Origin of the sequence: Candidatus Acidulodesulfobacterium acidiphilum, assembly GCA_008534395.1 — a bacterium.
In the GTDB taxonomy this organism is placed as follows: domain Bacteria; phylum SZUA-79; class SZUA-79; order Acidulodesulfobacterales; family Acidulodesulfobacteraceae; genus Acidulodesulfobacterium_A; species Acidulodesulfobacterium_A acidiphilum.
The window spans coordinates 1-13,864 of record SHMQ01000045.1 but is presented as its reverse complement, the minus strand read 5'-3'; the positions used below and the strand labels follow the sequence as shown (position 1 = coordinate 13,864).

The 13,864-nt window shown below is 36.3% G+C and carries 13 protein-coding genes; 1 reads left to right on the top strand and 12 read right to left on the bottom strand.

Translation table 11 applies throughout. The features are described 5' to 3' along the window. Window positions 1-2: 2 nt before the first annotated feature. Window positions 3-602, bottom strand: a complete 600-nt coding sequence (locus EVJ48_09585) for a prepilin-type N-terminal cleavage/methylation domain-containing protein (protein RZV37083.1) — start codon at window positions 600-602, stop codon at window positions 3-5. A 190-nt stretch (window positions 603-792) separates the two neighbouring features. Between EVJ48_09585 and EVJ48_09580 the strand changes: the two genes are divergently transcribed. Then, complete coding sequence (locus EVJ48_09580; GenBank protein ID RZV37082.1) at window positions 793-2,664, top strand: potassium transporter Kup; 1,872 nt, start codon at window positions 793-795, stop codon at window positions 2,662-2,664. An 87-nt stretch (window positions 2,665-2,751) separates the two neighbouring features. On the opposite strand, the gene lgt is transcribed toward EVJ48_09580, so the two are convergent. The 11 genes from lgt to EVJ48_09525 all read right to left on the bottom strand — a co-directional run bounded on the left by lgt (window position 2,752) and on the right by EVJ48_09525 (window position 13,438). After that, window positions 2,752-3,624, bottom strand: a complete 873-nt coding sequence (gene lgt, locus EVJ48_09575; GenBank protein ID RZV37081.1) for a prolipoprotein diacylglyceryl transferase — start codon at window positions 3,622-3,624, stop codon at window positions 2,752-2,754. 69 nt (window positions 3,625-3,693) lie between these two features. Then, window positions 3,694-4,986 (bottom strand): peptidoglycan endopeptidase, encoded by a 1,293-nt coding sequence (locus tag EVJ48_09570; protein ID RZV37080.1) that lies wholly within the window; start codon window positions 4,984-4,986, stop codon window positions 3,694-3,696. 147 nt (window positions 4,987-5,133) lie between these two features. Then, complete coding sequence (locus tag EVJ48_09565; protein ID RZV37079.1) at window positions 5,134-7,347, bottom strand: thioredoxin domain-containing protein; 2,214 nt, start codon at window positions 7,345-7,347, stop codon at window positions 5,134-5,136. A gap of 108 nt (window positions 7,348-7,455) precedes the next feature. Continuing rightward, window positions 7,456-8,232, bottom strand: a complete 777-nt coding sequence (locus EVJ48_09560; GenBank protein ID RZV37078.1) for a 3-hydroxy-5-phosphonooxypentane-2,4-dione thiolase — start codon at window positions 8,230-8,232, stop codon at window positions 7,456-7,458. A gap of 53 nt (window positions 8,233-8,285) precedes the next feature. Next, window positions 8,286-8,474 carry a hypothetical protein gene (locus EVJ48_09555; protein RZV37077.1) on the bottom strand — a complete coding sequence of 63 codons (189 nt, stop codon included), beginning with the start codon at window positions 8,472-8,474 and terminating at the stop codon, window positions 8,286-8,288. A 1-nt stretch (window position 8,475) separates the two neighbouring features. After that, on the bottom strand, window positions 8,476-8,754 hold the full coding sequence (locus EVJ48_09550; GenBank protein ID RZV37076.1) for a hypothetical protein: 279 nt from the start codon (window positions 8,752-8,754) through the stop codon (window positions 8,476-8,478). 79 nt (window positions 8,755-8,833) lie between these two features. Beyond that, window positions 8,834-10,081, bottom strand: coding sequence for an ammonium transporter (locus EVJ48_09545; GenBank protein ID RZV37075.1), 1,248 nt, complete (start codon window positions 10,079-10,081; stop codon window positions 8,834-8,836). 274 nt (window positions 10,082-10,355) lie between these two features. After that, entirely contained in the window at window positions 10,356-11,447 is a 1,092-nt protein-coding gene (locus EVJ48_09540; GenBank protein RZV37074.1) for a DUF1641 domain-containing protein, read from the bottom strand. Between the two features lie 26 nt (window positions 11,448-11,473). Further along, entirely contained in the window at window positions 11,474-12,613 is a 1,140-nt protein-coding gene (locus EVJ48_09535) for an NAD(P)/FAD-dependent oxidoreductase (GenBank protein RZV37073.1), read from the bottom strand. Between the two features lie 78 nt (window positions 12,614-12,691). After that, window positions 12,692-12,952, bottom strand: a complete 261-nt coding sequence (locus EVJ48_09530) for a sulfurtransferase TusA family protein (protein RZV37072.1) — start codon at window positions 12,950-12,952, stop codon at window positions 12,692-12,694. A gap of 93 nt (window positions 12,953-13,045) precedes the next feature. Next, window positions 13,046-13,438 (bottom strand): hypothetical protein, encoded by a 393-nt coding sequence (locus tag EVJ48_09525; protein RZV37071.1) that lies wholly within the window; start codon window positions 13,436-13,438, stop codon window positions 13,046-13,048. Between the last annotated feature and the right edge of the window lie 426 nt (window positions 13,439-13,864).

The following is a 13,864-nucleotide window of genomic DNA, read 5'->3' as shown; positions in this document are numbered from 1 at the left end:
GTTCATATAATCTGCTTGCATTTATATCCATAAAAATGGAAGCGGCTTGGACGCATAATATTGTCGGGAAGGTGCAGCCTAATTTGCCTTTTTATAAAAAATTTACACAAAAAAGTTGACAGTATCAAATTGTTCGAACTTCCGTTAATGGTCCCGTTCCCGTTAGTATCGGCAAAATTAACGTTGCTTGCCGTTATCTTTGTATAAAAACATTCGTTGTTTACAACGGTCGGACCAATATAAGGCGTGTAGAAACTAGAAGGACAATCCCACGTATTTTGGTTGCTGCCACTACAGTTAGGACTGCCGTTATTATTAAACGCACTGCACACCCCGCTTACGCTTCCTCCGTTCCTGCAGTAATTCAGCGCAGCCATTTCCTGCTTTGCAACATTAACCGCCGTTTCCTCGTTTACTATATTCACGCTCTTTGCGGAACCGGCTATAAAACTTTCGGTTATAGCGCCCATAGCCAGTCCGATTATAATAATCGTAAAAACTATTTCTATAAGACTGAATCCGTCTTTGCCTATATAGTCCGCCTTAACTATTTTATTACGCATACTAACATTCCGCCTTACGTTACGCCTGATCTTATCCATTTTTATAATTGTAATTATTGTTAAATTATATCGTAATTTTAAGTAAATGTAAAAAATGTAAAATATAGTTAATTTAGCTATTATTTTCTTCCATTTTCTTTAAAATGTAATATAATAAGAAGTTTATATATAATTTTAAATATAAATAAACTTAATAAATTTTATTTAGTATATTTCAATATCTTACATTATGAATAAACTAAGTACGGGCAATGCTAAAAAAGCTTTAACCGAAAATAAACCCCTTAAAGCTCTCGGCATAGTTTTCGGCGACATAGGGACTAGCCCTATATACACTATAGCCGTTATTTTTACCTACTTTAAAGTAACAGGCACAAACGTTTTAGGCGTAGTGTCGCTTATAATTTGGACGCTTACCCTGCTGGTTACCGTCCAGTACGTATGGTTTGCAATGGGTATTAGCGAAAGAAACGAAGGCGGCACTATAATACTTAAAAATATTATTCAAAAATATATTAAATCCGCCCGCGAAGTTGCTTTCATAACCGTAATATCGTATATTGCGCTGTCGCTGCTCATAGGAGATTCGGTTATTACTCCGGCTATAAGTATATTAAGTGCCGTAGAGGGGATAAGCCTTATTCCTTTTTTTAAAAATATAACGACGGATACCGTAATTTTAATCTCGGTCGTAATAACTATCGTGTTATTCTGGTATCAACATAAAGGGACGGAAAAGGTAGCAAATATTTTCAGTCCGGTAATGCTTTTATGGTTTATAGTTATCGGCGCTTCCGGCATTTTATCGCTTTTGCATATGCCGCAAATATTTTTAAAGGTTATAGACCCTTACTACGCTTTGAGATTTTTATTTAACGGCAGTATTTCGGCAAATCGTTTAATAGCCCACGGAATCATTTCTTTATTCGTTCTTTCCGACGTCATTCTTTCTGCAACCGGCGGCGAAGCCCTTTACGCCGATATGGGGCATATAGGAAGAAAACCAATTACGAAAGCATGGATTTTTGTATTTATAGCGCTAATATTTAACTATATGGGACAGGGCGCTTTCCTGCTTACGCATAAGACGCAGACGGATGCTTTTTTTATGATGCTTTATTCGCAGTCGCATATATTTTACACGCCCATTCTTATTTTAAGTATTGCGGCTACGATAATAGCATCTCAGGCGGTTATAAGCGGAATATTTTCAATAGTCTATCAGCTTATCAACAACAGAATTATTCCGTTATTAAAAATAAACTACAATTCCAGCGAAATTCAGTCTCAGATATATATAAGTTTTGCCAACTGGTTTTTATTTGTAAGCGTTATAGCGGCAATATTGATATTCAGGACGTCTAACAACCTTGCCATGGCATACGGACTTGCAGTCAGCGGAACGATGACTTTTACCGGAATTTTAATAAATATACATTTTTTTCATAAGCGCAGATATTTTATGCTGTTAATTTCTACTATAACGACGTTTGCGGATATTATGTTTTTAACTTCAAACCTGCTTTATAAAACTTTGCAGGGTGGTTATTTCGCGCTTATAATAGCAACGATACCTTTTATTGTAATTATGATTTATACGAACGGGCAAAAAAAATTGCACTCTATATACAAAATGACGGACTTTAACGTATTTTTAAAAGAATATGAATACCGTTATAAAAATTTTTCCAAACTTGCCGGAACGTCGCTTTTTTTTGCTAGCCTTTCCGATAAAGTATCGCCATATATCGTTAAAACTATGTTTAGCAACAACATAATATATGAAAGAAATATCTTTGTTTCAATCGAAAGAACGGAAAAGCCATACGGGATAGATAGCACACTTAAAAGCGAAGTATCTCCCGGACTCAGCCAATTTCTTATAAGAGCAGGCTATTCGGAAGTAGTGGACGTCGAAACTATGCTGAAAAAATATAATATCGATGAAACCGTCATATTTTACGGGTTCGAGGAAATAGTAAGCAATAACATATTCTGGAAGATATTCGCGCTGATTAAAAAATTGTCCCCTTCATTCGTCAGGTTTTATAAACTTCCGGCCGAAAAAGTCAACGGAGTAATGGTAAGGGTAAAGATGTAGTTTAAATATACACTACATTAACAACTGCCGTAAGTGTCAGATTTTTTTACGCATGAAATGGCCTAATAATCTTTATAGTAATGGCTTCTAATTTATGGTATCTTTAACGTCTTTATATTTATAGTGCCTGTAAATTATGACGGCTATCGAAATTATTACGGCAAACATACTAAGCACTTGAGATACCCTTATGCTGTTTCCGAGCCATAAGCTGTCTATTCTCGTACCTTCGGTAAAAAATCTCGTAGTCCCGTACCATATTAAATAGCCTATTAATATTGTACCGGCTACTTTCGGTTTTTTTCTTGAAAGCCACATTAAAAAAATAAAACCTAAAAAATCAGGAATGGATTCAAAGAAAAAAGACGGTTCAAAATGAGAATACATAGTCAGGTTTTTCGGATATGCGGTTTGGAAAGGATAACCCCATAATCCTAATATTAAATGCTTAGGCGTATAGGCATTAACCGGACGTAAAGCTTTTGCTATAGGCAGTCCCCATTTAACGGGATAGCCGAAAGCCTGCTGGTCTATAAAATTTCCCCATCTGCCAATTGCCTGACCTAAAAGAAGACTCGGCGCAAGCATGTCTATATAGCGCCATATATTAAGTTTTTTAATGCGGGTGTATAAATAAAGCGTTATAAGTCCGCCTATTTCTCCGCCGTAAATTGCCAGACCTCCCTGCCAAATGTAAAATATACTAATAGGATTATTTGCATAGTAACCCCAAGCAAAAACAACATAATAAAGGCGCGCAAAAATTATAGATACAGGTATGGCAAAAACCATAATATTAATTATATTTTCGGGATCCTCGCCCCAAGACTTAGCTCTGAAATAAGCGATGGTTATACCGATTATAAAGCCTATTCCAATTAATATTCCATACCAGTGAACGGGAAGCGGTCCTATATAGACTATCGGATTAGGCGCGTACCAGTTGTTAAAATTAAACATGTATATTTATTATCCTCTTAATTTTTCCTTTTAATTTTTTAAATTATCGGGAGTTTACTTTTAAATAGATTATTTTATAGACTTTGCAAAAGCATAAGTTCTTTCAAAATACTCGTTGTTTAAACTGTTAATAGTAACCATTCCGGCTCCTGAATTTTCCTGGATAAACTTACCATGGCCTATATATATTCCTACATGGGAAATATAGGGTGCATAAGTTCTGAAGAATAAAAGATCGCCTGGTTTTAATTTATTTTTTGGAACATACTTGCCCAATCTTGCCTGTTCCGCTGCCGTTCTCGGCAAATCTATGCCTATTTTGCCGAAAACATGCTGGGCAAATCCCGAACAGTCCATGCCTGAGCGTGTAGTGCCGCCCCATACATAAGGTACGCCTTGATATTTATAAGCAGTATCTACAATTTTTTCTCCAATATTTAAATTATCTATTCCGTCCGTTTTTTTACCAGCGGCTCCATTGCCGTTCAAAGAACATCTGTTTGGATTAACTACTTTAAAAGTTGCTACTTGATAACCTGTTTTTTTTGAAACGTTTTTATTTCCGAAATAATCGTATTTATGATTTTTTACGTCGTTATTTTCAGCAGTCCTATAAGGATAAATTTTCTTATAACTTTCAGGAACTGCCAGTACCGCTCCAGTCCTTATTACGTTTGAATAAAGATGATTAAGCTTCCTGAGTTCGGCAATGGAAGTGCCGTATTTCTGGGCTATTAAAGAAAGAGTGTCGCCGAATTGGACGGTGTAATGGCCGTACCGCGGTGCAGGTTGATAAGAACCGTTTGCGGGAACTTTTAATTTTTCGCCCGGATATATGACGTAGTTATGAAGCCCGTTTAAAGACATTATAGAACTTACGCTGGTATTGTAGTTGTCCGCTATCTGGCCGAGCGTTGCTCCCGGGCTGACGGTAATATATGCAACCGCCTGTGAAGCCGTTCCGTTTCCAGTATTATTTCCGATGGGCACGGTAAGTACCGCTCCAGTCCTTATTACGTTTGAATAAAGATGATTAAGCTTCCTGAGTTCGGCAATGGAAGTGCCGTATTTCTGGGCTATTAAAGAAAGAGTGTCGCCGAATTGGACGGTGTAATGGCCGTACCGCGGTGCAGGTTGATAAGAACCGTTTGCGGGAACTTTTAATTTTTCGCCCGGATATATGACGTAGTTATGAAGCCCGTTTAAAGACATTATAGAACTTACGCTGGTATTGTAGTTGTCCGCTATCTGGCCGAGCGTTGCTCCGGGACTGACGGTAATTACGTTAATATAAGAATAGGCATTTAAGTTTAAAATAAAAAGTATTGTTAAAAAAACAAACAAAGCCAATACCTTTTTCATGACGACTTCTCCTGCTTTTAAACAGTTAAATGTTAAACTTTTTATTCCCTTGCATAACGTTTTTGTGCAATTGATTATCTTTAGTAGAGTATATTACTACAAAATATTAATTTGTGTCAAGAGTAATAGTTATTTTTGTCATGTTTTTTATAAAATTTTTGTATTGCACGATTTGTAACCGCACATAAATACTAAAGGTTTTTTTACTCTTCCGTATTCAGCTACGGCATTTCTTATTTCTTCCAGAATAAGCGCATCGCCTTTTTGATAACCTGCAAAGCCTGAATAAATATCTATAATTTCTTTATTACCTGCATCTATAAAAATATTAAAAGAATTAAATCCCGTTTTTAATTTATCGAAAGTATTCAGTTTCTCGTAGATAGAATAAAAATCTATTACGGCTTTATCGTTATATCTGCCTACTATAACATTAACCTTGGCTTTGTCGGCATAATATATCAAACCGGCAAGATACCCCGAAGCGCTATGTTTAAGCATACTCGCTTCGTTTATAAAATATTCGAAAGATTTTAAAATGACGTTTTTAAACTGAATCTCTCCGGTAAGAATATAAAGTTTTGACATAGCAAGCAAAACAGAGGCATTTTGCGAACAGCCGCCGTAGTCGGCTATATTTTTTTCTTTATGGACGAGGTAGCCTATCTTAGAGCTTTTCGTCGTATGCTGTATATCAAAAAAACCGCCTCTTTCCCAATCATAAAAATTTTTTATCGTATATTCGGCAATTTTTTTTGCGTAAATAAAATATACGGGATTCGACGTCGTTTCGAATAAACCGATTAACGACAGCACTATATAAGCATTATCTTCCAAAACGGAACCGCCTGCTTCGCCTATAAATCTGCCGACGTCGCCGTTTTTATCAAAAATATCCATAAAAAGCTTTATGGATATTTCTCCTATCTTATTTAATTTTTGTCTGTTTAAATCAAAAGGATTAAAAATTTTGCTCAATTCGGTAATAGAATATATTATATTGCCGTTTAAAGAAGAATATTTTACTCTGTCTATGAAAGGTTTTTTTCTCCTGTCCCTAAAATTTTTTAGTTTCAAAATCGCCGATTCGTAAATTTTACCGCCTAAATATTCAAAATTATCGCCTAAATATAATACGTTAGGAATTTCGCCGGGTTCATAAGCGATGTTAGACTGCGAATCGGAATATTCGCCGGCGTTATCGCAATCCTTTTTGCCGTTATGCATAATTCCTTCTTTATTTATATTAAATATTTCCGCCGCCGCTTTAAATTCTTCTCTTTCGGAAAAAATTTCCCTGAACTCGTTATACGACCAGGTATAAAATTTTCCGTCGTCTTCGTCTCCGGTATCGGCATCGATGCTTCCATAAAAACCGCCGTTTATGCGGTCGTAAAGCTCTCCCGTTATAAAATCTAAAGTTTTATTTATAACGTTAAGAAGCGCTTTATCGTTAGTCAACCTGTAATATAAGAAATATGTTCTTAAAGCCTGAGCGTTAACTTCCGCCAGTTTTTCAAAGTGGGGAACTATCCATTTCTTGTCCGTAGAGTATCTGTGAAAACCGCCCCCTACATGGTCGAATACTCCGCCGGAGGCAATTTTATTTAAAGTATAAATTCCTTTATTTAAAGAATCCCTGTCTCTGTTCGCTATATAATCGAGAGCAAGAAGTTCTAATGCAGAAAAATAAAAAAATTTAGGGGATTCGTCTATTCCGCCGTTTGTATCGTCGAAATGAAGTTTATATTCATACGAGGCTTCGTTTATAAACTTTTTTACGTATTCTATATTTAACGAATTATCTTTTTTAATAGAATCGTTAATTCTTTTAATATTTATATTAAATATAGAAAATTTATTCGCATCGCTTGAAATTCTTTTAAAAAAATCTAAACTCTGATTAAAAACCGCCTCTTTGTTCTCGCGATAATATTTTGCTATCTCAATTAAAACCGATTTATATGAAGGCAAACCGTAAGCCGGCTCTTTAGGAAAATATGTTCCGCCGTAAAAAAAATTACCGTCGCAGGTTAAAAAAGCAGTAAGAGGCCACCCTCCGGTACCGGAAAACACGCTTACGGCTTTTTGATAGCGTGAATCTACATCCGGTCTTTCGTCCTTGTCAACCTTAACGGCGATATAATGTTCATTGATTATAGCCGCAGTTTCCTCGTCTTCATAAGATTCGGAATCCATTACGTGGCACCAGTGACACCAGACTGCGCCTATATCTAATAAAACCGGCAAATCTTTTTCTTTAGCTTTTTCAAAAGCCTCCATACACCATGGATACCAGTTAACAGGCTGATGAACCGCCGACCTTAAATAAGAACTTTTTTCGCTGTTTAAATTATTCACAAAAGTATAATTTCCTTAATAACGCCTGCGACAAGAATTAAATGAAGTCATGCAGATTATGTAAATAAATATGCTTCATCATTCCATTATTTATCAATATTTTATCTGCTATATATCATATATTTTACCGTAAGCGTCTTCGGGCGATATGCCGCCGTGAACTACTTCTTTTACCGCTTTAATCATATTTGCGGGTTTTTCGGACTGAAATATATTTCTTCCCATATCGACGCCGGCAGCTCCATGTTTAACGGCGTTATATGCAAGTTTAAGCGCTTCAAGTTCGCCGGTCTTTTTCCCTCCGGCGACTACGACGGGAACGGGACATGTTTCTATTACCCTGTTAAAATCCTCGCAGTAATAAGTTTTTACTATACTTGCTCCGGTTTCTGCGGCTATCCTTACGGCAAGAGACAGATAACGGACATCCCTCGTCATTTCTCTGCCGACGGCGGTAACCGCAAGTACAGGTATGCCGTACTTATTGCCTTTATCGACTAATTTCGAAAGATTGATTATACCCTGCTTTTCATTTTTAGAACCTATAAAAATAGATAAGGCTACGGCGCAGACGTTCAATCTTACGGCATCTTCCATAGAAACTGTTATATCTTCGTCGGAAAGGTCGTCTTTAAGTATGCTGGTACCGCCGCTTACGCGCAAAACGACGGGAATATCTATTTCGGGATTAATCTGGGTTCTTAAAATACCGCGCGTCAGCATGAGAGAATCTGCATTTTCTAAAAGAGGAGAAATAGATTTTTTTATATTTTCAAGTCCACCTGTAGGCCCCATGAAATAGCCGTGATCTACGGCAAGCATAACGGTTTTTCCGTCTTTCGGCTTAATAATGCGGGAAAGTCTGTTTTGCATTCCATAATCCATAAATATTTTATCCCTCCTTTTTTATATTTTTTAATTGGTTGATTTTTATTAAATTAAACGCATATAGTTTTATCGTATTCAAAAATTTTATCTAAAACCGAGTCGTAACCGTTACTATCTATTTCCCAAAGATTAATTATTAAAACCTCGATACCCTCGGATTTTTGAGCGGCTACGACGCTGTTAAAAGATTTAGCTAAATCCCCGTCAATTTTTTCTTTTATTAAATATAAAATTTTCATATTAATAAAAAAACACGATATCGTATTTTAACATTTTTTTTCCTATATCTAAATCTGAAATAAAGCTGAAGCCTTCTTTTTTAAAATTTGAATACAATCCTATGCCGACCGCCTTAATCATTTCAAGATGATTCTTTATAACCGGCAGATCGTTTACATTAAAATCTTCGTTTAAAAGAAAAATATCTACTTTATCGCCGAGAAGGCTTAATCCGGCAGAAATCCTTAAACCTTCGGAATGTCTTTCCTTGGACTTAATTAAAACTGCTATATTTTTCATAAATATTAAACTTTCTTCGCGTAATTTTGCTCTTTAACTTTATAATTTATTTATAATTTAATCTGAAGTATAATATTTGCTATAAATTATATCCCGTTTCTTCGTGCTGGGTAATATCCAAGCCCATAGTTTCCGAGTCTTTATCTACCCTTAGACCCATAATTAAATCAAGTACTTTGAATATGATAAAACTTAACGCGAAAGAATAGGTAGCGACTATTATTATAGTAATTACCTGAACCAATAACTGTCTTGGATTTCCGTAAAACAATCCTCTTCCTACTTTATTTATTAAAGGGTCTGCAAATAATCCTGTAGCAAAAACTCCCCAAACGCTTCCTACTCCGTGAACGCTGAAAACGTCTAAAGCATCGTCGTAACCTAATTTAGGTTTAATAAAAATTACCATAGAAAAACATATAATGCCTGCGATAAGACCTATAATCATAGCAGCCCAAGGCGTTACATAGCCGGCCGCCGGCGTAATAGTCGCAAGACCGGCAATAGCCCCCGAAACAATGCCTAAACTTGTAGGCTTGCCGTTTCTTACCCATTCCGCTATCATCCAGCTTATCGCCGCAGACGCTGCAGCAGTATTTGTCGCCAAAATTGCCGAAGCGGCAATAGAATTTGCGGCGAGTGCGCTGCCGCCGTTAAAACCGAACCAGCCGAACCATAAAAGCCCGGCACCCAATATAGTATAACCGAGTTGATTCGGCTGTATTATGTTTTCTGTAAGGTATTTATTCCTTTTTCCAAGCGCTAACGCTCCGGCAAGCCCTGCAAAACCGGCGCTTATATGAACGACGGTTCCGCCGGCGAAGTCCAATGCTCCCATTTTTGCAAGAAATCCTCCTTTACCCCATACCCATTGCGCTATAGGCGCATAAACTACCGTCAGCCATATTACCGTAAAAACGACCCATGTCGAAAATTTAACCCTTTCCACTAAGGAGCCGCTTATTAACGCAACGGTTATTATAGCAAACATTAGTTGAAATACTACGAAAACATATGAAGGTAAGGTGTTCGCATACCTTGAATGCTGATTAATTTTCATATTAAACAGTCCTATGTATTTCAAGTTTCCTATAAAGCCGCCGTAAGCGTCGGGTCCAAAAGACAAAGAATATCCCCATAAAATCCATACAAAACTTACGGTAGCAATAGTAACGAAACTAAGAGAAATAGTGCTAAGCACGTTTTTCTTTCTTACCATCCCTCCGTAAAAAAAGCCTAGAGCAGGCGTCATCATTAACACAAGCGCGGCAGAAGTTAAAACCCATGCAATGTTTCCGGCGCTAAAAGAATCGGCATTTATTATCATATAATATTATTCCCCCTTTGGAATTGTTTTATATGCTTATCGTATTTATATTAAACTTTTTAATAATATCATTTTTTATTTTAATTTTAAATATTTTTGTTCCTTATCCAATAACAAACTCAAATAAAATTTTAAAAAATAAAAAGGCTATTAGCAATAATAATATTGCTAATAGCCTTTGATATAATATCTTACGCGCTAACGCGCGCTTGTCTTTATCTTCTGCATGCTGCGCTCATTCGCTCACGGGCATGCATAGAAAAATAAGGGTATATTATAATTTTTTGAATTCTTTTTTGGCAATCTCACCCGTAATAAATATATCCTCTGCATGTTCGTTTATATCGCTGGTTAAATTTTTAGATAAAAGCATCATAAATTTAAGACCCTGCATTATTTCAGGATTTTTTGCCATAGATAATAACGACAAAATACCTCCTTTTGCATATTTCTCTTCTTTGGCATTATTTATTGTTTTAATAGTTGAACGGTTGATAGATTTTATAGCTTCTTTAACATCCACCTGCGTCATGATGGCTTCAACCATTGCCTGCGCCGTATTTACGACCCTGTCGACTAATCCGTCCGTAAGCATTTTCCTTGCGGCAGCCGTCGCATTAGCCAATTCTATAAGATCATCCAATGTTCCGCTGTTAATAAGCGATTCGCCGGCATCTAACAACGGTTTAACATTATAATTTAACGTTAGATCGGTAAGTTCCGTTAATTTCTCGGCGGTGCCTGCCATGCGTTCTACCATAGAATCCGTCATTCCCTTGCTGAAACCGGCTACGAAATCGCCCATTTCTTTAAGCGACTGAAGCGTTCCGGATTTCTCTAGTTCCGCAATTTTATCTAACGAATTTTCAAGCGAATCGGATAAATGCTGAGCTTTTTTGATTAAACCTACCATATTTTCGTCGGTCAGAGAATCGGTAAGCTCAGCCAATTTTTCTGCGGTGCCGGCCATACGCTCTATCATTGCGTCGGTAGTGCCTTTGCTGAAACCGGCTACGAAATCGCCCATTTCTTTAAGCGACTGAAGCGTTCCGGATTTCTCTAGTTCCGCAATCGTTTCAATGCTCTTTTTAAGGCTTTCTGCTTTATTGCCGGCAGTTTTAATCATAGACAATTGTTCTTCCCCAGAAAAACTGTCCATAATAGAAAGACCTGTAGTAATATTATCGGAGACTCTCTGGACCATCATATCGGTAGCTCCGTCTTTCTGAGCTTGTAACATTGCGCTAAACTCGTCAAGAGTATCTAATCTATCGATAATATTTAATAAATGTTCTAAAGCTTGCGGCTTTTCCTTGAGTTTATTAGTCAGGGCGGCACCGACGTCTATTGTTTCATTTTCAGCCATAATTTGCCTCCATTTATAACATTAAATTAAAGAATTCCCATCGGGGTCAGCCAGTAAACTTTATTGTATGTTAATTTAAACCAGTGTATAAGTGCCGAAGGAGTAATGGGATTAGGCGGATTATTATAATCGAACATAATATAAGTGGCTTTAGATAGGCCGGTTTCTATAAAGCAGAAAACCTTTCCGTCATACCTGAACGGCGTCAAGCCATTTCTTAATTCGGATGCTATATTTTCGACTATAATGTCCGATTCAAAGTGGGCGGTCGAACCGGCTTTACTTATTGGAAGATTTGTAGTATCGCCGACTACGTAAATATTTGTCGAGCCTTCCATTTTAAGGGTAAATTTATCGGTAGGCACGAAACCGTTCTGTCCTAACCCGGAATCTTCTATGACCTGAGCTCCTTTATGCGGCGGAATAGTAATAAGAAGATCATATTTTAAAGTTACTCCTTCAAGGCTGGTAACCGTTTTTTTGTTAGGATCGACTTCTTTCATATTATATAACGTTTCTGTATTTATTCCGTGTTTCGGGAACGTTTTAGCGGCAAAATGCGCTACCGATTCAAGTCCGTGAAGTCTGCCGATAGGATATGTGTAAGTATAATCTACCTTATCCCTTAATCCTCTCTGCCTGAACCATTCGTCCATCATATAGGAAACTTCGAGCGGAGCGACAGGACATTTGTGAGGAAGACCTATAGTTAAAACAATTTTCCCGCCTTTAAACGTCATTAATTCATGGCGAAGTTTTCTGCAGGCTTCGATTTCGTAAAACCAATTTCCGCCTTCTTTTAAGCCCGGTATCATTTCCGGAGCCGGCCTGGAGCCTGTCGCAAGAACCAATATGTCGTATTTAATTATAACGCCGTTTTTAAGATGAACTTCGTTTTTATCTTTATCTATTTTAATTGCAGGGTGAAGATGCAGCGCTACCATCGGGTCAAGCAAATCAATTTCGTTTCTTACAAGCTCTTCATAGTGTTTCATGCCGAATAGCATATACAAAAGACCAGGCTGATAAAAATGCTCCGCTTTATCGGAAATAACGTCAATTACTAGCTCGCCTTTTTTAAGTTCGGGGCGCATTTTCTTTGCAAGTAAATTTGCGATAATAGTTCCACCGACTCCTCCTCCGACTATAACTACTCTTTTTGACATAACTGCCTCCTTAAAAATTAAAATTTAAAAATTAATTTAAATAATTTAAATTTAACGCAAACAAAATATTTTTAGTTTTTACATATCTTTAACTTTTTTAGAAAAAATGCGCCAATAACCATCACCGGGAATAACTCCAAGAAATTCCTGTTTTACTTTATTTAGCCATTCGGGAACGTCTTTTGCGCTTCCGGCATCTCCGGAAATCAGTTCTATTACCGAACCTACCGGCTGCTGCCTAACTTCTTTTATCAACTCCATAAGAGGACCGGGGCAATATGTTCCCCTTGCATCTACCGTAACCGTAGGTTTAATCTGTTTCAATTCTTCTTCTGTCATTACTAAATACCTCCTTAAATATTTTTAAATTATTTTATGAATCAAATCTATAATCATTTAAATTGAATATTTAAAAACTTTTGTCGTTTATCTTTAAAAAGTTATCGTTTCGGCGCCTTCCATAATCCCTAAAAATGCCGCAAGACCTAAATGATCGTCTACTATGTCTAATAAATCTTCTTTTTCGATTTTAAGAATATCCATTACCATTGAGCAGACATAAATTTTAAGACCGCCCAACATTTTTGCCTGATCAAACAGTTCGTAAAACATGGATGCTTTTTTTTCTTTTATCTGTTCGTAAAGTTTTCCGCCGGTAAAATTTTTCTTTTCCACCGTTTCTTTTAAAAAATTGTAAACCGCATTCATAGTTACGAAAATAGAAACCTCGACCCCGGAAACCGCTGCAACAGACGCGATCATTGAAGCCACGTGTGATTTTTCATACTCTTCGGATGCGATAATAATCGCTAATTTGTCAGACATAATTCACTCTCCTTATTGTTATGTTTTAATATATTTTTATATTGAATAATTTTATATTGCATAACTTAGTATATTTATATATTTTTGGTATACTTTTATTAAAAATATTGCAATAAATGTGCCATTTTGAAAGTTAAGATTAAGATAATGAATTAATTAAATTTTTAAAATTATCCTTTTAAAAGTTTAAATTAATTTTATGCCAATTTGGCATAAATATTTATGCCAAATTGGCATAATTTTTGATAAAACTGGCGAAGTAGAATTAAAGGGCTAATATATCGTCTTTTATTATTTGTTTATTTATCAAATGTTTCTTCTAAATCTTCAATGGTCTCTTCTTTTACTTCCGCTTTTTTTTCTTTAAGTATTACAAATATAATGCCGCCTAATATTAAAATAGCCGAAATAAAAAAATTTAACGAT